The organism is Micromonospora cynarisoli, from assembly GCF_030518815.1.
GTDB classification, from domain to species: domain Bacteria; phylum Actinomycetota; class Actinomycetes; order Mycobacteriales; family Micromonosporaceae; genus Micromonospora; species Micromonospora wenchangensis.
In genome coordinates, this window is sequence record NZ_CP130426.1 from 4,139,044 (window position 1) to 4,162,357 (window position 23,314).

Sequence of the window (23,314 nt, forward strand, 5' to 3'; positions counted from 1 at the left end):
CGGCGGCGAGCGCCTCGCCGGGGCGGCCGGCGGCCAGATGCAGCCGGGCCAGCAGCGTCAACGCGGCCGGGTCGGTGGGAGCCAGGGCGAGCGCGAAGCCCAGTTCCTCGGTGGCCTCGTCGTGGCGGCCCAGTTCGGCCAGGAGCTGGGCCCGCTGCCGGTAGCCGTCCAGGGGCGACTCGTCGTCGGTCATCGCGGCCCTACCCGGCCGACGCGTCGTAGACCAGGGCCACCGCGATACCGGCGAGGCCCTCACCCCGGCCGGTGAAACCGAGGCCGTCGCTGGTGGCGGCGGTGACGGTGACCGGTGCGCCGACCGCCGTGGAGAGCACCTGCTGTGCCTCGTCGCGACGCGGCCCGATCCGGGGCCGGTTGCCGACGACCTGCACCGAGACGTTGCCGATCGCGTACCCGGCCGCGCGAACCCGACGGGCGGACTCGGTGAGCAGCGTGACCCCCGAGGCGGCGGCCCACTCCGGCTGGTCCACCCCGAAGTTCGCCCCGAGATCACCGAGCCCGGCGGCGGAGAGGAGCGCGTTGCAGGCGGCGTGGGCGACCACGTCGGCGTCGGAGTGCCCGGCCAGGCCGTCCTCACCCGGCCAGTGCAGGCCGGCCAGCCAACACGGCCGGCCGGCCGCGAAGGCGTGGATGTCGGTGCCGACGGCGACCCTGGGAACGATCATGGATCGAGGGTACGCGTCAGTGCCCGGCGGCCAGCAGGTACTCGGCCAGGGTCAGGTCGAACGGGCGGGTGACCTTCAGCGCGTACTCCGAGCCGGGGACGCAGAACACCGGCACCCCCCGCTGCTCGACCAGGCCGGCGTCGTCGGTGAGCGGGTCACCGGCGGCGGCGTGGGCGGCGGCGAGCACCTCCCGGCGGAAACCCTGCGGGGTCTGCACGGCCCGCAGGGCGGACCGGTCGACGGTGGCGAGGACGACGTCGGCGTCGTCGACCTTCTTGATCGTGTCGCTGACGGGGAGCACCGGGATCACCGCGTCGTGGCCGGCCCGGACGGCCGCCGCCACCGCCTCGACGAGCGCGGGCGGGGTGAGCGCCCGGGCGGCGTCGTGCACCAGCACGATGTCGGGGCCGGACGGCACCGCCGCCAGCGCGTTCGCCACCGACGCCTGACGTTCGGCACCGCCCGCCACCACCAGCACCGGGGCGACCGGGGTCAGCAACTGCCGGACGGCGTCGACCTCGGCGGCCGGGGCGGCGACGACGACGGTGTGCACCGACGGGGCGGCGGCGATCCGGCGCACCACGTGCACCAGCAGGGGTTCGCCGCCGAGGAGCCGGAGCGCCTTGGGGCCGCCCGGCCCGAGCCGTACCCCGGCACCGGCCGCAGGAACGAGGACCGCGACGTCACCGCGCGGATTGAGCTGCGCGGTCACGTCGCGGTCCTCGGGAATTCTTCGCTGCGGGGTGGGTACGACGATGCGGTGGGATCAGGCCTCGGTGAGGACCTTGTCGAGCAGCGTCTCCGCCTCGTCCTTGGTGCTCTTCTCAGCCAGCGCGACCTCGCCGACGAGAATGTCGCGGGCCTTGGCGAGCATGCGCTTCTCACCCGCCGACAGGCCCCGCTCCCGCTCCCGACGCCACAGGTCGCGGACGACCTCGGCGACCTTCAGCGGGTTGCCGGAGGCCAGCTTCTCCAGATTCGCCTTGTAACGCCGCGACCAGTTGGTCGGCTCCTCGGTGTGCGGTGCACGGAGCACGTCGAAGACCTTTCCCAGGCCCTCTTCGCCGACCACCTCACGCACACCCACGATCTCGGCGTTCTCGGCCGGCACCCGGACCGTCAGGTCACCCTGCGCGACCCTCAGGACGAGGTACTGCTTGGGTTCGCCCTTGATGACCCGAGTCTCGATTGCCTCGATGAGTGCGGCCCCGTGGTGGGGGTAAACAACGGTCTCGCCGACGCTGAAAACCATAGGTTCGAAACCCCTTTCGCTGTGTCTAGGGTAACACGCTCAGGCACCAATGTCCCGCTGCCGTCCTGACCGTTGGCGCAGCTCAGGGGCCCTGTGAGAGGCGTTGCTTCGGCTTGACAGGCGGCCAAACCAGTGGTTCAAACACGCTCCGTGAGCAGCGGATGACAACCCGGTACGGGTGATCGGAGCGCGGATTTCTCCAGCCGTGCGCTTCTCCCATGGTAGCCCGGCGGCGTCCCGGCCGCCCATGTCTAGCGGCAGGAGGGTCCGTGCGGGACGCTGGAGGGGTACCACACACCGCTCGCCGCACCGCTTACCGGGGGGTCCGATGGGCATGCCCGACGCCGAGGGACACGGTCCGACCGACGGACTGCCCGACCTGCCACCGGAGTGGGGGCGGGTGGTGGTGCCGGACGACGCGTCCGCGCTCGCCGACGAGGCCGCCCAACTCCGCCGGGAGCTGCACCGGCAGGCCCGGTCCGGCCGGTGGCGACGCCGGCTGGGGTTGACCGCCCGCCCCGACGGGCGGCCACCGCTCGGGCTGCCCCTGCTGATGCTCCTGGTGGCGGTGCTCGCCACCACCGTCGGGCTGGTCACCGTCACCTGGCCCCGGTCGTCCCGGGGCACCGAACGACCCACCGTCCTGCCGCAGACGGGCACGCCGGTGCCGCTGGTCGGGCGGTCGCTGCCCGCGCTGGACCTAGTCGACGTCGACCAGCGGCCGGTCCCGCTGCGCGGCCTGCTGCCCGCGATGATCATCCTGGTCGACGGTTGCGCCTGCGCCGAGCAGGTGACCGCCGCCGCCAACGCTGCCCCCGACGGGGTGCAGGTGGTCAGCGTCGCCGCCGGACGGGAGGTAACCCCCGCGCCACCGGCCGGCGGACCGGTCCGCACCCTCGCCGACCCCGCCGGCGAGCTACGCGCCGCGTTGCACCTGCCCGCCCAGGCCGGTGCCGCCCCGGCGCTGCTGGTGGACCGGGCCGGCACGGTCGTCCGGGTGCTGCCCGAACTGGGCGCCGCCGCCGACTACCGGAGCGACCTGATCCGGCTCGCCGGCTGACCCGGGCCGCTCAGGGCACCGCGACGACCTGCGCCTCCAGCTCGACCGAGCCCGGCCCGACCACCGAGAACTCCAACCGGGTGCCCCCGTCCGGACCGCGCAGCTCCCAGGCGACCAGTTCGCCGTCGCAGGCCGTCCGCCGGTGCTGCGGCGGATCGTCGTGCAGCACCGAGATCAGCAGCGTCCCGTCGCCCGAGCAGCGGTACTGGAACAGGTGCCGAGCGCCGTCCGGGGCCGATTCCCGGCGCACCGGTGCCCGCCCGGACACCAGGGTCATCCGCTCCCGCCACGTGGTGTCGGTGAACGTCGGCAGCCCCACGTCCGGGTCACCGGAGGTCCCGGGCAGTTCGGTCGCGCCCAGCACCCGCCCGGTGCGGGCGTCGATCACCACCACCCGCCGGGTCGCCTCCGCGCCGACCGACGGCTGCGGTGACACCGTCGCCGCCGAGCCGACCGGGTCGACCGCCGGGGCGGTGGCCGACCACCACCAGCCGCCCCCGCCCAGGGCGAGCAGGGCTGCGCCGGCCAGCACCGCACCGCGCAGCCGATCACCGCCGCCCCTGTCGACCCCCACCCGGCGAGGGTAACGAGCGGCCGACGGCGGCGCTCGGCGCAGCGCCGATCCCCACCGGCCCTGACCAGGTCGTCCGCCTCACTTTGGGCGCTACCGACCGGCCGGCGGCAGATCCGGGCCGCCGGATTCCGGGCCGGACCCGGTTCGGGCCGGGCTGGTTCGGGGGCAGGCTGGCGGGGCGGCCGGGCCGGGGCGCGGTGGCGGGTGGGCGACGGGCGGATCAGGAGCGGCGTTCGAGGAGGGCGGCGTAGAGGGTCAGTCCCGGACCGAAGGCGAGCAGCACGATCCACCGGGGCGGTGCCGCCAGCCGCAGCAGCCGCTCCAGGATCAGCAGCACGGTAGGCGACGAGCAGTTGCCGTGCGCGTCCAGCACCGCCCGGGAGGCCGCCAGCGCGTCGTCGGGCAGGGCCAGTTCCCGCTCCACCACGTTGAGGATGCGCGGGCCGCCCGGGTGCACGGCCCAGCCGTCCACCTCGGCGACCGTCGTGCCGTGCCGGGCCAGCAGGTCGTCCACCAGCCCCCGGACGTGGGCCGAGAGCACCTGCGGCACCTTCGGCGACAGGCCCATCCGGAACCCGGTGTCGGTGACGTCCCAGGTCATGTGGTCGGCGGTGGAGGTGTCGGTCACCGAGGCGACCTCGCGCAACGCGTACCCCCGGCCGGTGGTGTCGGTCCCCGGCACCAGCACGGTGGCGACCGCGGCGTCGGAGAAGAGGGCGTGCGAGATGATCTGCTGGGTGTCCATCCGGGCCGAGGACGGCTGGATGTGCAGGCTGGTCAGCTCGGCGCAGAGCAGCAGCGCCGGCCGGCCCCGCGCGGTCACGAAGTCACCAGCCGCGCCCAGACCCGGCAGGGCCGCGTAACAGCCCATGTGCCCGACGAACATCCGCTGGCAGTCCGGGGCCATGCCCAGGTCGCGGGCGAGGAGGATGTCCAGCCCGGGGGTGGCGTACCCGGTGCAGGAGCAGACCACGAACAGACCGAGGTCACCGGCGGCCAGACCGGCGGCGGTCAACGCCCGACCGATCGCCTCCTTGCCCAGCGGCAACGCCTCCACCTGGTAGCGCCGCATCCGTCGGTCGGTCGGCCAGTCGGAGACGTCCTCCAGCAACGGGTTGACCGCCGCCTGCCGGTGGGACACCCCCGAGTTGGCGAAGATCCGCTCGGCGAGCGCCCGGGTGGCCCCCGAGAAGTGCCGGGCGAAGTAGCCCGTCCAGAGTTCGTCCTGGGCGGCGCCGGGCGGGTGTGCCGCCCCCAGCCCCGCGATCAACGGCACGGCCATCTGTCCCGCCTCTCGTCCGCACTGCTCGTCCGGTGGTCGCCCCGACCCCCGTCACCCTCACCAACGAGGGGCCGTTCCGTCGCGGTCCGGGTCACCCCCGAGCACCGCCACCCCGAGCCAGTCGGCGCACACGTCGGAGGTCGCCGGATGCAGCGACCCGCAGCGGGCGTCCCGGTAGAGCCGTTCCAGCGGATGCCCCCGGCGGGTCGCCGACGTCCCGGCCGCCTCCAGCATGGACGCCGCCACCTCCGCCGCCGTCGTGCCGGCGAGCAGCTTGGCCCGCCACACCCATCGGTTCGTCTCGGCGTCGCCGGGGGCGTCGTCGACCCGGCGGGCCGCCTCGGCCACCACCAGCTCCGCCGCCGCCACCGCCGCGTCCGCCCGGCCGAGCCGGGCCCGCACCGCCGGCAGGCCGCCGAGGTCCCGCGCGGTGAGGTGCTCGGCGGCGGCCTCCACCGCCGCCCGGGCGACCCCCACGTAGACGGCGGCGTAACTGGCCACCAGCCAGTGCGGCATCAGCTGGGCGACCACCAGGGCCAGCCCCTCCACGCCACCGAGCAGCCGGTCCGCCGGCACCGTCACATCCAGGTGCAGGTCGTGCGACGAGGTGGCCCGCATGCCAAGGGCGTCCCAGGTCGGCTCCACGGTCACCCCCGCACCGGCGGGCACCAGGAACTGGGAGACCAGCGAGGGGTCGGCGGCACTGCGGGCGGCCACCAGGTAGCCGTCGGCGTGCCCGGCCCCGGAGCAGAAGGTCTTGCTCCCCTTGATCCGCCAGCCGCCGTCGACCGGTTCGTAGACCGTGCTGAGCCTGGACAACCGGGCCCCCGCGCCGCGTTCGCTCATCGCCACCGCGTACCAGGCGCCCTCGGCCGCCGCGCGCAGCAGCCGGTCCCGGGCGGCCAGCGCCTCGTCCGGTACGCCCAGCGCCTCGGCCAGCTCCTCGGTGACCGCGCCGAGCGCACCGGTGACCGAGGCGTGCATGTTGAACACCAGCGCGGTCGCGCCGTTGCCCCGGGCCAGTTCGGTGGCGACCGCCGCGTAGCTGGCGAAGGAGGCTTCCGCGCCGCCCAGCGCGGCCGGGACCATCAGCCCGAAGAGCCCGGACTCCCGCAGGTCGGCGAAGTCGTCGACCGGGAACGTGCCGTCCCGGTCGTGCCCGGCCGCCCGGGCGGCGAACCTCGGTGCCAACCGACGGGCCACCGCCGGTGCGTCCACAGTCAATTCGGTCCCCTTCCTGGGTTTTCCTGGTACCCCGAACCGGGGCGGCTACCCGTGCCGGACCCCCCGGCCCTGGTAGAGCACCGCCGTCGACCAGGTCGGACGGATCGCGGGCCCGCCGTGGGACGCCTCGCCGGCGGCACCCCCACGGTTCCGCCGCACCAGCCAGCGCCGCACCAGCCAGCCCAGCGTCGCCCGCAACCCCGGACGAACCCCCCGCACCCGCAGGGCGACACCGCGCCGGGCGCACTCGACGACCAGCGCCCGGTCGTCCACGAACAACCGCGGGTCGTGGATGCCCCGGGGCACGGTGGGCAGCCGTTCGCCCAGCTCCACCGCGATCAGCCGGGCCAGCACCGTGTCGTTGAGGGTGTCCAGCACGAGCAGCCCGCCGGGGCGCAGCAGCCGGCACGCCTCGGCGACCGCCGCCCGCCAGTCGGGCACGTGCTCCAGCACCTCGCCGGCCGCCACCACGTCGGCGCATCCGTCGGCGAGCGGCACCGCCGTGGCGTCACCGACCAACGTGGTGACGCCGTGCGCCGCCGCCTGCTCCAGCGCCGATCGGGTGAGGTCCACCCCGACGTGCCGGTAACCCTTGCCGGCCAGGTGGGGGGCCATCAGCCCGGCACCGCAGCCCAGGTCGACCAGGACCGCGTCGGGCCGGGACGCCGGTGGCACCAGGGCGGCACGGGCCCGGGCCAGCCAGTGCAGCATCGCGAACGCGCCGTCGGGCCGCCACCACTCGTCGGCCAGGTCGTCGTACTGGCGGGGGTCGTTGGGGGGCAGCACCCGCACACCGTTGGACACCGGACCGTCACCCATGGCATCGAGCGTGGCACGACCGGCCGGTAACGACCAGACTTCTCTTATGTCGCGGACGGTGTTAGGGCTGGTCAAGGCGAGTCATCCGGAGCCGGGCCTGGCCGTGACCACGGTGGCCGGACTGCTCGCCGTCGCGGTCGGCCACCGTCCGGCCGGGACGGTCGCCGTGGTGCTCACCGTGCTGTCCAGCCAGCTCGCCGTCGGCTGGACCAACGACGCGGTGGACGCCGGGCGGGACGCCACGGTGGGACGTACCGACAAGCCTGTCGCCGCCGGGGCGGTGAGCCGCCGGACGGTGGTGGTGGCCGCCGTGCTGGCCGCGGTCACCACCCCGCTGCTGGCGCTGACCACCAACCCGGTCGCCGCGCTCTGCTACACCGTCGGCCTGGTCTCGGCGCTGCTCTACGACTGGCCACTGAAGTCCACCCCGGTCTCGGTGCTGCCGTACGCGGTCTCGTTCGGCTCGCTGCCCGCCTTCGTGGTGCTCGCCCTGCCGGGGGCGCCCGCACCGCCGGTCTGGCTGGTCGTCGCGGCGGCCTGCCTGGGCGCGGGGGCGCACTTCGCCAACGTGCTGCCCGACCTGGCCGACGATGCCCGGACCGGGGTACGCGGCCTGCCGCACCGGCTCGGTGCCAAGGGCAGCCGACTGGCCGCCGCCGGGCTGCTGCTCGCCGCCACCGTCGCCCTGGTCCTCGGGCCACCCGGGCCGCCGTCGTGGGTCGGCTGGTCGGCGGTCGCGGCGGCCGTCGTGGTACCCACCGTCGGCTGGTACGCGGGTCGCGTCACCGCCCGGGGCGACGGCCGTTCGGTGGCCGCCTTCCGGGCGGTGCTGGTGGTGGCCCTGATCGATGTGCTGCTGCTGGTGGCGAGCGGTCGGGTGGTCTGACCGGTACCCGCCCGGGTGGCGGCACCGGGTCCCTGTGCGGCCCTCGATCAGCCCCAACTACCCTGGAGCGCGGTCTGCGCGGGTATGACCACCCCGCGCCCGGGGCACGCACCGGGTGGGGATCGTGACGAGGAGGACCGACGTGACGCGCTCGATCAGGGGTTCCCGGCGGGCCACCCTGCTGCTGTCCGGCCTGGCGGGGGCGACCGCCCTGCTGGCGACGGGCTGCGGGGCGGGCCAGGTGTCCGAGACCGCCAACAAGCAGCCGTCGGTCCAGGGGGTCAACGTCCAGACGCCGGACAACGCGTACAAGGTGCGTGGCCTCTACGTCGACTACCCGGGTGCGGACGGTCTCACCGCCGGTGCGAACGCCGCGCTCAACGCGGTGATCTACAACGACACCCGGGACCCGGTCACCGTCACCGTCACCACCGACAGCGCCAGGCAGATCGTGCTCACCGGGGCCGCCGGCTCGGCCAGCCCTTCCGGCTCCGCCTCCCCCTCGGAGAGCGCCTCGCCGTCCGAGAACGCGTCGCCGTCGGGCAGCGCCTCTCCGGCCGAGGGGGCCTCCCCCTCCGAGGGGGCGTCCCCGTCCGGGGGCGCCTCGCCGTCGGACGGTGCCTCGCCGTCGGCCAGCCCGTCCGCGCCGGCCGGTCAGCCGGCCCGGATCGAGGTCCCGGCCCTCGGTTACGTACAGCTCAACGTGCAGAACGGCCAGCACCTCCAGCTCGTCGGGCTGAACGAGGCGCTGCGCACCGGTCAGCAGGTCAACCTGACCTTCGACTTCGGCGACGGCCGTACCGTCAGCACCCCGGTCCCGGTCGGCGTGCCGCTGAGCCCGGCCGCCCGGCCCTCGCCGATCGTGCACCGCGAGGGTGGCGAGGAGAGCGGCCAGGAGGGCAGCTCCGGCCACGGCGGCTGACCGGCCGGCCCCGAGACACCGACGACACCGTCGGCGTGGTGACCACCACGCCGACGGTGTTTTCGTCACCGGTGGGGGTTAGCGTCCTGGGGTGACCACCTCCCGATCGACCCCCGCCCGGAGCGGCTCCGGCGCGTCCCGGGGCCGGGCCGCCCGCGAGCCCCGCCCCGCCTACGAGTGCGACGCCTGCGGCCACCAGCCGCCCAAGTGGGTGGGCCGGTGCCCGGAGTGCGGCGAGTGGGGTTCGGTGGTCGAGTCCACCGTCACCGGGCCCGTCGTCTCCGGCCGGGTGGTCAGCTCCCGGATGCCTGCCGAGCAGGCCCGGCCGATCGCCACGATCAGCGCCGCGCCGGCCCGCGCCCGCCCCACCGGGGTCAGCGAACTCGACCGGGTCCTCGGCGGCGGCCTGGTCCCCGGCGCGGTCGTCCTGCTGGCCGGCGAGCCGGGGGTCGGCAAGTCCACCCTGCTGCTCGACGTGGCGCAGCAGTGGGCGGCCACCGCCGGCAGCCCGTCGCTGGTGGTCAGCGGCGAGGAGTCGGTCAGCCAGGTCCGGTTGCGCGCCGAGCGGATGGGTGCCCTGCACGAACAGCTCTGGCTGGCCGCCGAGAGCGACCTGAGCGCCGTGCTCGGGCACCTCGACGCGGTCAAGCCGGGCCTGCTCGTCCTCGACTCGGTGCAGACCATCTCCACCACCGGTGCCGAGGGGGTGCAGGGCGGGGTCACCCAGGTACGGGCCGTCACCGCCGCCCTGGTCGCGGTCGCCAAGGAGCGCGGCATCGCCACCGTGCTGGTCGGTCACGTCACCAAGGACGGTCAGGTCGCCGGCCCCCGGGTGCTGGAGCACCTCGTCGACGTGGTGCTGCACTTCGAGGGGGACAAGCACTCCTCGCTGCGGATGGTCCGGGGGGTCAAGAACCGGTTCGGCGCGGCCGACGAGGTCGGTTGCTTCGAGATGCACGAGGGGGGCATCAGCAGCCTGGCCGACCCGTCCGGACTCTTCCTCACCCGCTACTCCGAGCCGGTCCCCGGCACCTGCGTCACCGTGGCGATGGAGGGGCGGCGGGCACTGTTGACCGAGGTGCAGGCGCTGATCGGCGCGACGGTGGCAGGCTCGCCCCGGCGTACCGTCTCGGGGCTCGACGGGGCCCGGCTGGCCATGGTGCTGGCGGTGCTGCAACGCCGTACCGAACGGCTGACCCTGCACGACCGGGAGGTCTTCGCGGCCACCGTCGGCGGCATCCGGGTGGTCGAGCCGGCCGCCGATCTCGCGGTCGCGCTGGCGGTCGCCTCCGGCGGGCTCAACCTGGCCATCGCGCCGCACCTGGTGGCGATCGGCGAGGTCGGGCTGACCGGGGAGGTGCGCCGGGTCGGCGCGGTTCCCCGACGGCTCGCCGAAGCGGCCCGGCTCGGCTTCCGGATGGCCCTGGTGCCACCCGGCTGCGGCCCCGAGAGCACCGGCGCCGGCCCGGAGAACATGCGGGTGACCGAGGTCACGGACGTCCGGTCGGCGCTCCAGGCGGTCGCCCGCGCATCCGCGGAGTGACCGAGGGTGGCGACGGCGGGGGACCGGTCGGGCCATACCGGTCGACGTCCGGCAGGTCCGACCGGTGGGAAGAATCCGACGCCGTGACACATCACAGTAACCACGAGAGCACCCACCGCAGGGCAGTCCGTAGACTGTGCGCGTGCCGACCGACCGCGACGCCGCCAAGCCTGCCGGCGCGACGCCCCACACCCGCGCCGCCGCCGTGGGCTCGCCCACCCGTCCGATCAGCGTGAGCGTGGCCGGAGCCACCGGCAGCGCCGGTGACCCGCTGCGGGCCAACCTCGCCCTGATGGCACCCGGCACCGCGTTGCGCGACGGGCTCGAACGCATCCTGCGCGGTCGTACGGGCGCGCTGATCGTCCTCGGTTACGACAAGGTCGTCGACGGGATCTGCACCGGTGGCTTCCCGATGGACGTCGAGTTCTCCGCGACCCGGGTCCGGGAACTGTGCAAGATGGACGGCGCGGTGGTGCTCTCCAGCGACGGCACCCGGATCGTGCAGGCCGGGGTGCACCTGATGCCCGACCCGTCCATCCCGACCGAGGAGTCCGGCACCCGGCACCGCACCGCCGAGCGGGTGGCCCGGCAGACCGGCTACCCGGTCATCTCGGTCAGCCAGTCGATGCGGATCATCAGCCTCTACGTCAACGGGCAGCGGCACGTGCTCGACGACTCGGCGGCGATCCTCTCCCGGGCCAACCAGGCCCTGGCCACCCTGGAGCGGTACAAGCTCCGCCTCGACGAGGTCTCCGGCACGCTGTCCGCGCTGGAGATCGAGGATCTGGTCACCGTCCGCGACGCGGTCGCCGTGGTGCAGCGGCTGGAGATGGTCCGCCGGATCGCCGACGAGATCGCCGGGTACGTGGTCGAGCTGGGCACCGACGGCCGCCTGCTCGCCCTGCAACTCGACGAGCTGATGGCCGGTGTCGACGCCGACCGTACCCTGGTCATCCGGGATTACCTGCCCACCGGCCGCAAGTCGCGCACCCTCGACGAGGCCCTTGTCGAGTTGGACCTGCTCGGCGCGACCGAGCTGATCGACCTGGTCGCGGTCGCCAAGGCGATCGGCTATCCGGCCGCCTCCGACGCGCTCGACGCGGCGGTCAGCCCGCGCGGGTTCCGGCTGCTGGCCAAGGTGCCCCGGCTGCCGGTGGCCATCGTCGACCGGCTGGTGCTGCACTTCGGCAGCCTCCAGCGGCTGCTCGGGGCGACCGTGGAGGACCTCCAGGCCGTCGAGGGCGTCGGCGACGCGCGGGCCCGGGGCGTCCGGGAGGGCCTGTCCCGGCTGGCCGAGGCCTCCATCCTGGAACGCTACGTCTGACCGGGCGGGTCAGCCGGTGACGACCAGCTTGACCGGCTCGCTCAGTTTGGTGCCCACCCGGGCGAAGACCTGGTAGTTGCCGGCCGGCGGGTTGGGGCCTGCGGCCACCCCCTGCTTGCACCGGCTGGCGTCCATGCCGTTCCAGGTGAGCTGGTAGGAACGCTCGAAGCCGGGGGTGAACGACTGCACGTCGGCGCCCCGGCCCGTGCCGCAGGTGTCCGACGACCAGATCTTCTCCGCCCCGGACTTGATGAACAGCTCCTGGGCGTCCGCGCCGACGTCCCGGTTGCAGGTCCGCTGCGACTTGTTCCTGATCTTGAGACTGAGGTCGACCGGGGCACCGCTGCTCACCTCGGCGGGCAGCGCCACCGGGGTCACCACGATCTCACTGTCGGTGCAGGTACCGTCGTCGACCCGGGCCTGATTGGTCGGCGGGGCGGGCGGATCGGCGGCCGGAACGTTGTTCGTACCCGGATCGGCGGTCGGCCCGGCCGGCGGGCCCGCCGCGTCGGAACCACCCGACGGGGACGCGGACCCGGCAGGCGGTGAGGCGGCCGTCGGTGTGGACGCACCCGCCGCGGGGGCCGACGACGAGGACCCGGCACCAGGTGTGGTGCCGGTGTCCCCCGATCGGGCACACGAGTAGAGCAGAACAACCAGGAGCAGAAGCCCCGCTCCGAGTACGACGGCACGACGCCGCCAGTACACGGCGGAAGGCAGGGGACCGACCGTCAGACGCATGATGCCCCCACCGTAGCGGCGCGGCGCACGTGGACCGGCCACGACTCGCCGGGCATCGGCCACCGGGCGACGAACGACGTTCCACTGACGACAGTCGGCCGGCCCGCTCCGGCGGGAACCCGCGTCGCCGCCGTTCCGACCCGCCGGGTCACAGGTAGACCTTGCGTTGGTAGACCGCGTGCGCGCCGGCCACCCGGTCCAGGAAGAGCAGCCCGGCGCAGTGGTCGATCTCGTGCTGCAGGGCCCGCGCCTCGAACCCGTCGGTGACCAGCCGGACCGGCGTACCGATGCCGGGCAGCACCCCCTCGACCACCAACCGGCTGGCCCGCTTCACGTCACCGGTCAGGTCGGGCACCGACATGCAGCCCTCCCGACCCGGCTTCCACCGGCTCGCCTCCACCACCCGGGCGTTGCAGAGCACGAAGGTGCCGTGCACCGTCACCGCCTTGGGATGCCCGGTCACGTCCACCGCGAACACCTGTGCGCCCACCCCGACCTGCGGTGCCGCCAACCCCACACAGCCGGGCGACACCCGCATCGTGGCGACCAGGTCGGCGGCGAGGCGGACGGTCTCCTCGGCGGTCGGGTCCACCTCCGGCCCCGGCCGGCTCAGCACCGCCTCGGGAGCGCAGACCACCCGGCGTACCTCCCCCGGAACGCCCAGGTCCGCCGGGGTCCAGCCACCGAGCCCGACGTACGGTTCCGCGCTCACGGGCTCACCTCGGTTCGCGACTGCGGGGCTCGCAAACCCCGCTCACTCCTCGCGCTCACAGGCCCACCTCGGTTCGCGACTGCGGGGCTCGCAAACCCCGCTCACTCCTCGCGCTCACAGGAGATCCGGGTCGGCGGGGCGCAGGGAGACCCCGACCCCCAGGTCGGCGGCCGTCCGGGAGAGCCGGCCGGCCAGCTCGTCGGCGCGGCCTGCGGGCAGTTCCACCTCGGCCACCACCACGTAGAGCGTGCCGGCCAACCGGGTACTCAGATCCGTCACGTTGCCACCCGCCTCGGCGATCACCCGGGTCATCGCGGCGACGATGCCCATCCGGTCCGCCCCGTGCACCGCCAGCACGTACGGCTCGCCCGCCGGCGTCGCCGTACCGTCCGGGGTGACCGCGCGTACGGTGGCCAGGAGTTGACCGTCGGCGGCCAGCGGCGTCAGGGCGGCCTCGACCTCGGCGGCGGCGGGGCCGACACAGATCAGGGTCATGGCGAAGTGACCGCGCAGCCGGGTCATCGTGGAGTCGGTGAGGTTCGCGCCGAGCCCGGCGAGCACCTCGGCGACGTCGGCCACGATGCCGGGCCGGTCCCGACCGATGACGGTGATCGCGAGCTCGCTCATCCGGGCATTCTGCCCGATCCGCCCGGCGACCCGACGACGCCCCGCCCGGCCCGCCCAACCAGCGGGAAGGCGTCGCGTGACATCATCGTCGGCGCGATGACTGAACCCACCTTCACCACCCTGGTCAGCCGGTGGTACGAGCAGAACGCCCGCGACCTGCCCTGGCGGGTGCCCGGGATCGGGGCCTGGCCGATCCTGGTCAGCGAGGTCATGCTCCAGCAGACCCCGGTGGTACGCGTCCTGCCCGCCTGGCACGCCTGGCTCGCCCGCTGGCCCGATCCCGCCGCCCTCGCCGCCGACACCCCGGCCGAGGCGATCCGCATGTGGGGACGGCTCGGCTACCCCCGCCGCGCGGTACGGCTGCGCGAGTGCGCGGTGGCGATCGTGGAGCGGCACGGCGGCCGGGTGCCCGACCAACTGGACCAGTTGCTGGCGCTGCCCGGCATCGGGACGTACACGGCGCGGGCCGTCGCCGCGTTCGCGTACGGTCAGCGGCACCCGGTGGTCGACACGAACGTCCGGCGGGTCGTTTCCCGGGCCGTCGCCGGTGCACCGGATGCGGGCCCGGCCACGACCCCGGCCGACCTGGTCGCCTGCGCGGAGTTGCTGCCGGTGGAGCCGGCCGCCGCCGCGCTGGCCAGCGCCGCCTTCATGGAACTCGGGGCGATCGTCTGCACCGCCCGCTCGCCGCGCTGCACCGGTTGTCCGGTCGAGTCGATCTGCGCCTGGCGGGCTTCCGGCCAGGTGGCACCCACCGGCCCGACCCGCAAGATCCAGCGGTACGCCGGCACCGACCGTCAGGTACGTGGGCTGCTGCTCGGGGTGCTCCGGGACGCCACCGGCCCGGTGCCGCAGCAGCGGCTCGACCAGGTGTGGCACGACGACGTGCAGCGAGCCCGGGCGCTCGCCGCGCTGGTCAAGGACGGCATGGTGGAGCCCGTCGGCGAGGAGCACTTCCGGCTCATCGGGGACGGCCCCGCCACCCAGCCCCTTCCCGGCTGACCGGGGCCGCATCCGGCCGGCCCGACCGCGCTGACTCGACAGACAGGGCGGCGGCCCGGTGGCTCACGCCACCGGGCCGCCGCCCTGGTGCTCGATGTCCTACCGACCCGTCGGGGCCTACTCGCCCGTGGTGGCGGCGCCACCCAGGTCGGCCGGGACGGCGTCCGGCACTGCGGCCGGACGGTCGGAGCCGTGGAAGACCAGCTTCGACTTGTCGATGTCCTCCGGGTCTCCCTCGCAGTCCACCACCACGATCTGACCGGGGGTCAGCTCGTTGAACAGGATCCGCTCGGAGAGGTTGTCCTCGATGTCGCGCTGGATCGTCCGACGCAGCGGACGGGCGCCCAGCACCGGGTCGAAGCCCTTCTTGGACAGGTACTTCTTGGCGTTGTCGGTCAGCTCCAGACCCATGTCCTTGTTGCGGAGCTGACCCTCGATCCGCTGGATCATGATGTCCACGATCGAGAGGATCTCGTTCTGCCGCAGCTGGTGGAAGACGATGGTGTCGTCGATCCGGTTGAGGAACTCGGGCCGGAAGTGCTGCTTCAGCTCGTCGTTGACCTTCTGCTTCATCCGGTCGTAGGTGGACTCGGAGTCCTCCGACTGCTGGAAGCCCAACGACACCGCCTTGGCGACGTCCCGGGTGCCCAGGTTGGTGGTCAGGATGATGACCGTGTTCTTGAAGTCCACGATCCGACCCTGACCGTCGGTCAACCGGCCGTCCTCCAGGATCTGGAGCAGCGTGTTGAACACGTCCGGGTGGGCCTTCTCGATCTCGTCGAAGAGCACCACCGAGAACGGACGGCGACGGACCTTCTCGGTCAGCTGGCCACCCTCGTCGTAACCGACGTAGCCGGGCGGGGCACCGACCAGGCGGGACACCGTGTAGCGGTCGTGGAACTCGGACATGTCCAGCTGGATCAGCGCATCCTCGCTGCCGAACAGGAACTCGGCAAGCGCCTTGGACAGCTCGGTCTTACCGACACCGGACGGGCCGGCGAAGATGAACGAGCCGGACGGCCGCTTCGGGTCCTTCAGGCCGGCCCGGGTACGCCGGATCGCCTTCGACACCGCCTTGACCGCGTCCTCCTGGCCGATGACGCGCTTGTGCAGCTCGTCTTCCATCCGCAGCAGCCGGGAGGTCTCCTCCTCGGTCAGCTTGTAGACGGGGATACCGGTCCAGTTGCCGAGCACCTCGGCGATCTGCTCGTCGTCGACCTCGCTGACGACGTCCAGGTCACCGGCCTTCCACTCCTTCTCCCGCTGCGCCTTCTGACCCAGCAGCTGCTTCTCCTTGTCCCGCAGCTGGGCGGCCCGCTCGAAGTCCTGCGCGTCGATCGCGGACTCCTTGTCGCGGCGCACCTGGGCGATCCGCTCGTCGAAGTCACGCAGGTCCGGCGGCGCGGTCATCCGGCGGATGCGCATCCGGGCCCCGGCCTCGTCGATCAGGTCGATCGCCTTGTCGGGCAGGAAGCGGTCGGAGATGTACCGGTCGGCAAGCGTCGCGGCGGCCACGAGGGCGGCGTCGGTGATGCTCACCCGGTGGTGCGCCTCGTAGCGGTCCCGCAGGCCCTTGAGGATCTCGATGGTGTGGGCCAGCGACGGCTCACCCACCTGGATAGGCTGGAAACGACGCTCCAGCGCGGCGTCCTTCTCCAGGTGCTTGCGGTACTCGTCGAGGGTGGTCGCACCGATGGTCTGCAACTCACCCCGGGCCAGCATCGGCTTGAGGATGCTCGCCGCGTCGATCGCGCCCTCGGCGGCACCCGCACCGACCAGGGTGTGGATCTCGTCGATGAACAGGATGATGTCGCCCCGGGTGCGGATCTCCTTGAGCACCTTCTTGAGGCGCTCCTCGAAGTCACCCCGGTAGCGGGAGCCGGCGACCAGGGCACCGAGGTCGAGGGTGTAGAGCTGCTTGTCCTTCAGCGTCTCGGGCACCTCGCCCTTGATGATCTTCTGGGACAGGCCCTCCACCACGGCGGTCTTGCCGACGCCGGGCTCACCGATCAGGACCGGGTTGTTCTTGGTGCGGCGGGACAGCACCTGCATGACCCGCTCGATCTCCTTCTCGCGCCCGATCACCGGGTCGAGCTTGCCCTCGCGGGCAGCCTGGGTCAGGTTGCGACCGAACTGGTCCAGCACGAGGCTGGTCGACGGGGCGGCCTCACCCGGCGCGGTGCCGGCGGCGGCCGGCTCCTTGCCCTGGTAGCCGGAGAGGAGCTGGATCACCTGCTGGCGGACCCGGTTGAGGTCGGCGCCCAGCTTCACCAGCACCTGGGCGGCGACGCCCTCGCCCTCACGGATCAGCCCGAGCAGGATGTGCTCGGTGCCGATGTAGTTGTGGCCGAGCTGTAGCGCCTCGCGCAGGGACAGCTCCAGCACCTTCTTGGCCCGGGGCGTGAACGGGATGTGCCCGCTCGGTGCCTGCTGGCCCTGGCCGATGATCTCCTCGACCTGCTGGCGGACGCCCTCCAGGGAGATGCCGAGGCTCTCCAGGGCCTTGGCCGCCACACCCTCACCCTCGTGGATCAGGCCCAGCAGGATGTGCTCCGTACCGATGTAGTTGTGGTTGAGCATCCGGGCCTCTTCTTGGGCCAGGACGACAACCCGTCGCGCTCGGTCGGTGAACCGCTCGAACATGCCCTCGTGCTCCTCACGTGCCGTGCGCCTCGACCGCGAGATCTTGGCGGGGCCGGTGCTCGGACGTCCGGGACGGGCGTCCGTGCCTCCTTACTCTATCGCCGCTGACCGACTCCGCTGAGGTCGTGTCTCCTCGTACCGAGCCGTTCCGACGTCGTTTTGACCAACCATCCGCGCTCAGGAGGTGTTCCGGCACCCCAGCCTGTACGCGCAGAGCGAAATTCGCCCGGGGTGCAGAACGCCCTCCCGGGGGCCCGTGGGTCATCCACAGGCTGTGGACGAAGTCTCCACCGGCTGTGGACAACGCCCCCGGAGCCGGAAAACTTCCCTCCCGCCACGGCGCTCGCCGCCCGGTCCGCCGGACCGCCCACAGACGGCGACGCCGGCCCGGAGGGGTGCTCCGGCCCGGCGTCGGTTCGCCGCTGACGCTCAGCGGGTCGCGTGGTACTCGTCGACGATCTCCTGCGGGATCCGGCCCCGGTCGGAGATGTCCTTGCCGTTCTTCTTGGCCCAGGACCGGATCGCCTTGTTCTGCTCGCGGTCGGCGGTCGCCCCGCCCCGGCCCCGGGCGGCCCGGCCACCCACGACCACGCCGCCCCGACCGACCCGGGTACCGGCGGCCACGTACGGCGCGAAAACATCCCGCAATTTGTCGGCGTTGGAGTTCGACAGGTCGATCTCGTACTGAACGCCGTCGAGGGCGAACTTGACGGTCTCGTCCGCGTCCCCGCCGTCCAGGTCATCGACCAGCTTGTGAATGATCTGCTTGGCCACGTCCCACATTCCTTTCGAGCAGGGTGCTCCTGCAATAGGAGCACGATAACCCGCCCGATGCTTGCCGCGTCAATAGGTCGCCGTAACGACCCGGCAAAGGTCCCACCGGGGAGCTACTCGGCGCGGACCAACGGGAAGAGGATGGTTTCCCGAATTCCCAGGCCGGTCAGCGCCATCAAGAGCCGGTCGATTCCCATTCCCATACCCCCGGCCGGCGGCATTCCGTACTCCATGGCCCGGAGAAAGTCCTCGTCCAGCCGCATGGCCTCGTCGTCGCCCCGGGCGGCCAGCTGGGCCTGCGCGACCAGGCGTTCCCGCTGCACCACCGGGTCGACCAGCTCCGAGTACGCGGTGCCCAGCTCGAAGCCGAGCACGTACAGGTCCCACTTCTCGGCCAGCCCCGGCTCGCTGCGGTGGGCCCGGGTCAGCGGGCTGGTCTCCTCCGGGTAATCCCGCACGAAGGTCGGCGACTGGAGGCTCGGCACCACGAGTTCCTCGAACAGCTCCTCGGCCAGCTTGCCCGGACCCCACTTCGGGTCGACCGCCAGCCCCACCTTGTCGGCGTACTCCACCAGGCGGGCCCGGTCGGTGCGGACCGTGACCTCCTCGCCGAGCGCCTCGGAAAGCACCCCGAAGAGGGTCACCGACCGCCACTGCCCGCCCAGGTCGAACTCGCGCCCGTCGGCGTGGGTCACCGTCGTCGAGCCGCTGACCGCCACCGCCGCCTGCTGCACGAGATTGCGGGTCAACTCGGCCATCGTGTCGTAGTCGCCGTACGCCTGGTAGGTCTCCAGCATCGCGAACTCCGGCGAGTGCGACGAGTCGACTCCCTCATTGCGGAAGTTGCGGTTGATCTCGAACACCCGGTCGACCCCGCCGACCACGGCGCGCTTGAGAAACAGTTCCGGCGCGATTCGTAGATACAGATCCGTACCGAGCGCATTGCTGTGGGTCACGAATGGGCGGGCCGCCGCGCCCCCGTGCAGCAACTGGAGCATCGGCGTCTCGACCTCGATGAATCCCTGACCGTGCAACGAGTCGCGCAGGCTGCGCACCGCCGCGGCCCGGGTCCGGACCATCTGGCGGGCCTGCGGACGGACGATCAGGTCCACGTAGCGCTGCCGGACCCGGGCCTCCTCGCTCAGCGGCTTGTGCGCCACCGGCAGCGGACGCAACGCCTTGGCGGTCACCGCCCACTCGTCGGCGAGCACCGACAGCTCACCGCGCCGGCTGGTGATCACCTCGCCGGTGACACCGACGTGGTCACCCAGGTCGACCAGGCGCTTCCAGTCCTCCAGCCGCTCCGTGCCGACCCGGTCCAGGGAGAGCATCGCCTGCAACTCGGTGCCGTCGCCGTCGCGCAGGGTCGCGAAACAGAGCTTGCCGGTGTTCCGTACGAAGATCACCCGGCCGGTGACCGAGACCCGGTCCCCGGTCGCGGTGTCGGTGGGCAGTTCGGCGTACCGCTCGCGCACCTCGGCCAGGGTGCTGGTCCGGGGAAAACCGACGGGGTACGGCTCGACGCCCTCGGCGAGCATCCGGTCCCGCTTCTCCCGGCGGACCTTCATCTGCTCGGGAAGGTCGTCGGCGGGGTCCACTGGCACGGCGTTCTGCTCGGTCACGGCACGCTTCCTCGGCTAAGGGAGTTTCGGCGGGGTCAGCCCATGAGCGTACTCAAGCCCCCGGGTGGCCGTTACGGGATGACCCGCCCGCGGTGATCAGGTGTTGCGCTCGTAGACCATGCGCAGGCCGATCAGGGTGATCATCGGCTCGTGGTGGGTGATGGTCCGGCACTCGCCGATCACCACCGAGGCCAACCCACCGGTGGCGATCACCGCCCGGACCCCGCCCAGTTCCTCGGTCATCCGCTCGACGATCCGGTCGACCTGCCCGGCGAAGCCGAAGTAGAGGCCGGACTGGAGGCACTCCACGGTGTTCTTGCCGATCACCGAGCGGGGCTTGTTCGCCTCCACCTTGCGCAGCTGGGCGGCGCGGGCCGCGAGCGCGTCGAAGGAGATCTCGATGCCGGGGGCGAACGCCCCGCCGAGGAACTCCCCCCGGCCGCTGATCACGTCGAAGTTGGTGGTGGTGCCGAAGTCCACCACGATCGACGGACCGCCGTAGAGGGTGTACGCGGCCAGCGTGTTGACCACCCGGTCCGCGCCGACCTCCTTCGGGTTGTCGATGGCGAGCTGCACGCCGGTGCGTACCCCCGGCTCGACGACCACGCTCGGCAGGTCGGCGTAGTAGCGGGCCAGCATGGTCCGCAGCGAGCGCAGCGCCGCCGGCACCGTCGAGCAGGCGGCCACCCCGGTGATCTCCACGGCGTCACCGGCCAGCAGCCCCCGGAACATCAGCCCCAGCTCGTCCGCTGTCGAACGGGCGTCGGTCTTGATCCGCCACGAGTGCACCAGGCGGTCGCCGTCGAAGGTCGCCAGCACGGTGTTGGTGTTTCCGATGTCGATGCAGAGCAGCACGCACGCAGCCTAGACGCCGGCCGGGCCGGCGGGCGCGAGGAGTGGGCCGGCGTCCGGCGGCCCGTGCCGGCTCACCGCTCGCGCAGGTCCAGGGCGATATCCAGGATCGGCGACGAGTGCGTCAGCGCGCCCACCGAGAGGTAGTCCACCCCGGTCGCCCCGTACTCGGCGGCCACCTCCAGGGTCAGCCCACCGGTCGCCTCCAGCTCCGCCCGGTCGCCGACCGCCGCGACCACCTCGCGCAGGGTCGCCGGTGACATGTTGTCCAGCAGCAGGAATTCGGCGCCTGCCTCCACCGCCTCCACCGCCTCGGCCGGGGTGTCCACCTCCACCTGCACCGGCACCTCGGGGAAGGTCTGCCGGACCCGCCGGAAGGCCGCCCCGACACCGCCGGCGGCCAGCTTGTGGTTGTCCTTGATCATGGCGACGTCGTACAGGCCCATCCGCTTGTTGGTGCCGCCACCGGCGCGGACCGCGTACTTCTCCAGCATCCGCAGGCCGGGCGTGGTCTTGCGGGTGTCCAACACGGTCGCCTTGGTGCCGGCCAGGGCGTCCGCCCAGGCCCGGGTGTGGGTGGCCACCCCGGACATCCGGGAGAGCAGGTTCAGCGCGGTGCGCTCGGCGGTGAGCAGCAGTCGGGTCGGGCCGGTCACCGTCGCCAGCACGTCACCCCGGGCCACCCGCGCGCCGTCGTGGGCCACCACGACCACCTCGACGGTACGCTCCGCAGCGGTCACCTCCCCGACCAGCTCGAAGACCGCGGCGGCCACCGCCAGCCCGGCCACCACCCCGTCCTCCCGGGCCACCAGGTCGGCGGTGTCGGTCTGCCCGGCCGCGATGGTGGCGACGCTGGTGACGTCGAGGAAGTCCGCCCCCAGATCCTCGGTGAGCGCGTCCACGATCACCCGCCGCACCCGCTCCGGGTCCAGCCCACCGGCGGTCAGCGCCTGCCGCGTCGATTCCCGCACGTGGATCCCTCCGTTCGTCGGCGCTACCCGCGCCACCGCTCCTGGGCCGCCCGTGGTCAGGGCAGGCCCTCCCAACGTTCGGTCAGCTCGCCCCGGGCACCGATCGCCGCGACCAGGTGGCCGCGCCACCGCTCGTCGGCCGTCGGGAAGTCCTCCCGCCAGTGGCAGCCCCGGGTCTCCTGCCGGGCGTACGCGGCGGCCACCAGCGTCGCCGCCACGGTGACCAGGTTCGTCGCCTCCCAACCGGCGGTGCCCGCCCGGCCGGTGTCACCGGCCAACCTGGTCAGGGTGGCGGCGGTCCCGGCGAGGCTGGCTGCCGACCGCAGCACCCCGGCGCCCCGGGTCATCGCCCGTTGCAGCTCCGGTACGCCCCCGGCGGACAGCACCCCGCCCCCGCCGCCCACCCACGCCCCGGTCGACGCCGGTTGCGCCTGCTCGGGCAGCCCGGTGGCGATGTCCTCGGCGATCCGCCGGGAGAAGACCAGCCCCTCCAGCAGCGAGTTGCTGGCCAGCCGGTTCGCGCCGTGCACACCCGTGCAGGCGACCTCGCCGCAGGCGTACAGGCCGGGGATGGAGGTCCGGCCGCGCAGATCGGTGCGGACGCCGCCGGACGCGTAGTGGGCGGCCGGGGCGACCGGGATCAGGTCCGTCGCCGGGTCGACCCCGATCGCCAGGCAGGAGGCGACGATGGTCGGGAACCGCCCGGCGAGGAAGTCCCCGCCGAGGTGCCGGGCGTCGAGATGGACGTGGTCGGCGCCGGTGGCCAGCAGCACCCGGTGGATGCCCTTGGCCACCACGTCGCGGGGGGCCAGTTCGGCCAGTTCGTGCTGGCCGAGCATGAACCGCTTGCCGTCGGCGTCGACCAGGTGCGCGCCCTCGCCCCGCAGCGCCTCGGAGACCAGCGGCTGCTGGGCCAGGCCGGCCCCGGGCATCCGGGCCTGCTCGGGCACGATCAGCGCGGTCGGGTGGAACTGCACGAACTCGACGTCGGTGACCGCCGCGCCGGCCCGCAGCGCCAGCGCCACCCCGTCGCCCGTGGAGACCGCCGGGTTGGTGGTGGCCGAGAAGACCTGCCCCATGCCCCCGGTGGCCAGCACCACCGCGCGGGCCAGCAGGGCGCCGACGCCGTCCTCGCTGCCCTCGCCGAGCACGTGCAGGGTGATCCCGCAGGCCGGGCCGGGAGAGTCCGGGCCGTCGCCGGGGGCGCGCAGCAGATCCAGCACCAGGGCGTGCTCGACCAGCCTGATCCACGGGTCGCGGCGGACCGCCGCGTGCAGGGCCCGCTGCACCTCCGCCCCGGTCGCGTCACCACCGGCGTGCACGACCCGGTCGGCCCGGTGCCCGCCCTCCCGGGTGAGCATCAGCGAACCGTCCGGGTTGCGGTCGAACTCCGCGCCGATGCGCATCAGCTCCCGCAGCCGCAGCGGCCCCTCCTCGACGAGCACCCGCACCGCCGCCGGGTTGCAGAGTCCGACCCCGGCGATCTCGGTGTCCCGCGCGTGCGCGGCGGGCGAGTCCGCCGGGTCGAGTACGGCGGCGATGCCGCCCTGCGCCCAGCGGGTCGACCCGTCGTCGATGTTGACCTTGGTGACCACGGTGACGTGCAGGCCCGCCTCGCGCAGGTGCAGCGCGGCGGTGAGCCCGGCCACCCCGGAGCCGACCACGATCACGTCGGTGGTTTCCACCCAGCCGGGCGCGGGAGCAGCCAGCAGGCTGGGCAGGGCCGGCAGGTCGACGGTCGGACGAAGTTCCATGACCACAGTCAACCCGAACGATCCTCGCAACGGGGGACGGGGGGCGG

General features: G+C 73.3%; 22 protein-coding genes and 1 pseudogene. 6 read left to right on the forward strand and 17 right to left on the reverse strand.

Annotated elements, in window-relative coordinates:
- Positions 1 to 4: 4 nt before the first annotated feature.
- From Q2K16_RS33260 to Q2K16_RS17725, 4 genes and pseudogenes are all read right to left on the reverse strand, one after another.
- Positions 5 to 193, reverse strand: a pseudogene (locus tag Q2K16_RS33260) (tetratricopeptide repeat protein); the annotation flags it as partial.
- A 7-nt stretch (positions 194 to 200) separates the two neighbouring features.
- Positions 201 to 683 carry a 2-C-methyl-D-erythritol 2,4-cyclodiphosphate synthase gene (gene ispF, locus Q2K16_RS17715; protein WP_302738704.1) on the reverse strand — a complete coding sequence of 161 codons (483 nt, stop codon included), beginning with the start codon at positions 681 to 683 and terminating at the stop codon, positions 201 to 203.
- A 16-nt stretch (positions 684 to 699) separates the two neighbouring features.
- Complete coding sequence (gene ispD / locus Q2K16_RS17720; RefSeq protein WP_302738705.1) at positions 700 to 1,395, reverse strand: 2-C-methyl-D-erythritol 4-phosphate cytidylyltransferase; 696 nt, start codon at positions 1,393 to 1,395, stop codon at positions 700 to 702.
- 54 nt (positions 1,396 to 1,449) lie between these two features.
- Entirely contained in the window at positions 1,450 to 1,935 is a 486-nt protein-coding gene (locus tag Q2K16_RS17725) for a CarD family transcriptional regulator (RefSeq protein WP_007073334.1), read from the reverse strand.
- Positions 1,936 to 2,263: 328 nt separating this feature from the next.
- On the opposite strand from Q2K16_RS17725, the gene Q2K16_RS17730 reads away from it, so the two are divergent.
- Positions 2,264 to 2,995, forward strand: a complete 732-nt coding sequence (locus Q2K16_RS17730) for a hypothetical protein (RefSeq protein ID WP_302738706.1) — start codon at positions 2,264 to 2,266, stop codon at positions 2,993 to 2,995.
- A 10-nt stretch (positions 2,996 to 3,005) separates the two neighbouring features.
- On the opposite strand, the gene Q2K16_RS17735 is transcribed toward Q2K16_RS17730, so the two are convergent.
- The 4 genes from Q2K16_RS17735 to Q2K16_RS17750 form a co-directional block, all read right to left on the reverse strand.
- Entirely contained in the window at positions 3,006 to 3,569 is a 564-nt protein-coding gene (locus tag Q2K16_RS17735; protein WP_302738707.1) for a hypothetical protein, read from the reverse strand.
- A 220-nt stretch (positions 3,570 to 3,789) separates the two neighbouring features.
- Positions 3,790 to 4,851, reverse strand: a complete 1,062-nt coding sequence (locus tag Q2K16_RS17740; RefSeq protein WP_302738708.1) for a type III polyketide synthase — start codon at positions 4,849 to 4,851, stop codon at positions 3,790 to 3,792.
- 57 nt (positions 4,852 to 4,908) lie between these two features.
- Entirely contained in the window at positions 4,909 to 6,075 is a 1,167-nt protein-coding gene (locus tag Q2K16_RS17745; RefSeq protein ID WP_302738709.1) for an acyl-CoA dehydrogenase family protein, read from the reverse strand.
- Positions 6,076 to 6,120: 45 nt separating this feature from the next.
- A complete protein-coding gene (locus Q2K16_RS17750) occupies positions 6,121 to 6,894 on the reverse strand; it encodes a class I SAM-dependent methyltransferase (protein WP_302738710.1) in 774 nt (257 codons plus the stop codon).
- A 46-nt stretch (positions 6,895 to 6,940) separates the two neighbouring features.
- Between Q2K16_RS17750 and Q2K16_RS17755 the strand changes: the two genes are divergently transcribed.
- The 4 genes from Q2K16_RS17755 (at position 6,941) to disA (ending at position 11,569) form a co-directional block, all read left to right on the forward strand.
- A complete protein-coding gene (locus Q2K16_RS17755; RefSeq protein ID WP_302738711.1) occupies positions 6,941 to 7,780 on the forward strand; it encodes a UbiA family prenyltransferase in 840 nt (279 codons plus the stop codon).
- Positions 7,781 to 7,922: 142 nt separating this feature from the next.
- Positions 7,923 to 8,702: a copper chaperone PCu(A)C domain-containing protein gene (locus Q2K16_RS17760; RefSeq protein WP_302738712.1), complete on the forward strand. Its 780-nt coding sequence runs from the start codon at positions 7,923 to 7,925 to the stop codon at positions 8,700 to 8,702.
- A gap of 91 nt (positions 8,703 to 8,793) precedes the next feature.
- Positions 8,794 to 10,245 carry a DNA repair protein RadA gene (gene radA, locus Q2K16_RS17765; RefSeq protein WP_302738713.1) on the forward strand — a complete coding sequence of 484 codons (1,452 nt, stop codon included), beginning with the start codon at positions 8,794 to 8,796 and terminating at the stop codon, positions 10,243 to 10,245.
- 142 nt (positions 10,246 to 10,387) lie between these two features.
- Positions 10,388 to 11,569 carry a DNA integrity scanning diadenylate cyclase DisA gene (disA, locus tag Q2K16_RS17770; RefSeq protein ID WP_208567771.1) on the forward strand — a complete coding sequence of 394 codons (1,182 nt, stop codon included), beginning with the start codon at positions 10,388 to 10,390 and terminating at the stop codon, positions 11,567 to 11,569.
- Between the two features lie 9 nt (positions 11,570 to 11,578).
- Here disA and Q2K16_RS17775 read toward each other — a convergent pair whose 3' ends face one another.
- The 3 genes from Q2K16_RS17775 to Q2K16_RS17785 all read right to left on the reverse strand — a co-directional run bounded on the left by Q2K16_RS17775 (position 11,579) and on the right by Q2K16_RS17785 (position 13,649).
- Positions 11,579 to 12,310, reverse strand: a complete 732-nt coding sequence (locus Q2K16_RS17775) for a hypothetical protein (protein WP_302738714.1) — start codon at positions 12,308 to 12,310, stop codon at positions 11,579 to 11,581.
- Positions 12,311 to 12,458: 148 nt separating this feature from the next.
- On the reverse strand, positions 12,459 to 13,022 hold the full coding sequence (locus tag Q2K16_RS17780; RefSeq protein ID WP_302738715.1) for a peptide deformylase: 564 nt from the start codon (positions 13,020 to 13,022) through the stop codon (positions 12,459 to 12,461).
- Positions 13,023 to 13,136: 114 nt separating this feature from the next.
- Positions 13,137 to 13,649 (reverse strand): glycine cleavage system transcriptional repressor, encoded by a 513-nt coding sequence (locus Q2K16_RS17785; protein ID WP_302738716.1) that lies wholly within the window; start codon positions 13,647 to 13,649, stop codon positions 13,137 to 13,139.
- A 96-nt stretch (positions 13,650 to 13,745) separates the two neighbouring features.
- Between Q2K16_RS17785 and Q2K16_RS17790 the strand changes: the two genes are divergently transcribed.
- Positions 13,746 to 14,651 (forward strand): HhH-GPD family protein, encoded by a 906-nt coding sequence (locus tag Q2K16_RS17790; protein ID WP_302738717.1) that lies wholly within the window; start codon positions 13,746 to 13,748, stop codon positions 14,649 to 14,651.
- A gap of 117 nt (positions 14,652 to 14,768) precedes the next feature.
- Here Q2K16_RS17790 and Q2K16_RS17795 read toward each other — a convergent pair whose 3' ends face one another.
- From Q2K16_RS17795 to Q2K16_RS17820, 6 genes are all read right to left on the reverse strand, one after another.
- A complete protein-coding gene (locus Q2K16_RS17795) occupies positions 14,769 to 17,294 on the reverse strand; it encodes an ATP-dependent Clp protease ATP-binding subunit (protein WP_088647575.1) in 2,526 nt (841 codons plus the stop codon).
- A gap of 429 nt (positions 17,295 to 17,723) precedes the next feature.
- Entirely contained in the window at positions 17,724 to 18,068 is a 345-nt protein-coding gene (locus Q2K16_RS17800) for a histone-like nucleoid-structuring protein Lsr2 (protein ID WP_168222573.1), read from the reverse strand.
- Between the two features lie 113 nt (positions 18,069 to 18,181).
- The gene (gene lysS, locus Q2K16_RS17805; protein WP_302738718.1) at positions 18,182 to 19,690 is read right to left on the reverse strand and encodes a lysine--tRNA ligase; all 1,509 of its coding nucleotides are present in this window, start codon (positions 19,688 to 19,690) and stop codon (positions 18,182 to 18,184) included.
- A gap of 96 nt (positions 19,691 to 19,786) precedes the next feature.
- Complete coding sequence (locus tag Q2K16_RS17810) at positions 19,787 to 20,545, reverse strand: type III pantothenate kinase (protein ID WP_302738719.1); 759 nt, start codon at positions 20,543 to 20,545, stop codon at positions 19,787 to 19,789.
- A 71-nt stretch (positions 20,546 to 20,616) separates the two neighbouring features.
- Positions 20,617 to 21,513 (reverse strand): carboxylating nicotinate-nucleotide diphosphorylase, encoded by an 897-nt coding sequence (gene nadC, locus Q2K16_RS17815; protein WP_302738720.1) that lies wholly within the window; start codon positions 21,511 to 21,513, stop codon positions 20,617 to 20,619.
- 56 nt (positions 21,514 to 21,569) lie between these two features.
- On the reverse strand, positions 21,570 to 23,267 hold the full coding sequence (locus tag Q2K16_RS17820) for an L-aspartate oxidase (protein WP_302738721.1): 1,698 nt from the start codon (positions 23,265 to 23,267) through the stop codon (positions 21,570 to 21,572).
- Between the last annotated feature and the right edge of the window lie 47 nt (positions 23,268 to 23,314).

Bases quoted from the DNA above. Each gene is read 5' to 3' on its own strand.
- Q2K16_RS17740 (WP_302738708.1), bottom strand. From the start codon at position 4,851: ATGGCCGTGCCGTTGATCGCGGGGCTGGGGGCGGCACACCCGCCCGGC.
- Q2K16_RS17725 (WP_007073334.1), bottom strand. From the start codon at position 1,935: ATGGTTTTCAGCGTCGGCGAGACCGTTGTTTACCCCCACCACGGGGCC.
- Q2K16_RS17820 (WP_302738721.1), bottom strand. From the start codon at position 23,267: ATGGAACTTCGTCCGACCGTCGACCTGCCGGCCCTGCCCAGCCTGCTG.
- Q2K16_RS17790 (WP_302738717.1), top strand. From the start codon at position 13,746: ATGACTGAACCCACCTTCACCACCCTGGTCAGCCGGTGGTACGAGCAG.
- Q2K16_RS17750 (WP_302738710.1), bottom strand. From the start codon at position 6,894: ATGGGTGACGGTCCGGTGTCCAACGGTGTGCGGGTGCTGCCCCCCAAC.
- Q2K16_RS17785 (WP_302738716.1), bottom strand. From the start codon at position 13,649: ATGAGCGAGCTCGCGATCACCGTCATCGGTCGGGACCGGCCCGGCATC.
- Q2K16_RS17775 (WP_302738714.1), bottom strand. From the start codon at position 12,310: ATGCGTCTGACGGTCGGTCCCCTGCCTTCCGCCGTGTACTGGCGGCGT.
- ispF (WP_302738704.1), bottom strand. From the start codon at position 683: ATGATCGTTCCCAGGGTCGCCGTCGGCACCGACATCCACGCCTTCGCG.
- Q2K16_RS17730 (WP_302738706.1), top strand. From the start codon at position 2,264: ATGGGCATGCCCGACGCCGAGGGACACGGTCCGACCGACGGACTGCCC.
- Q2K16_RS17755 (WP_302738711.1), top strand. From the start codon at position 6,941: ATGTCGCGGACGGTGTTAGGGCTGGTCAAGGCGAGTCATCCGGAGCCG.
- Q2K16_RS17795 (WP_088647575.1), bottom strand. From the start codon at position 17,294: ATGTTCGAGCGGTTCACCGACCGAGCGCGACGGGTTGTCGTCCTGGCC.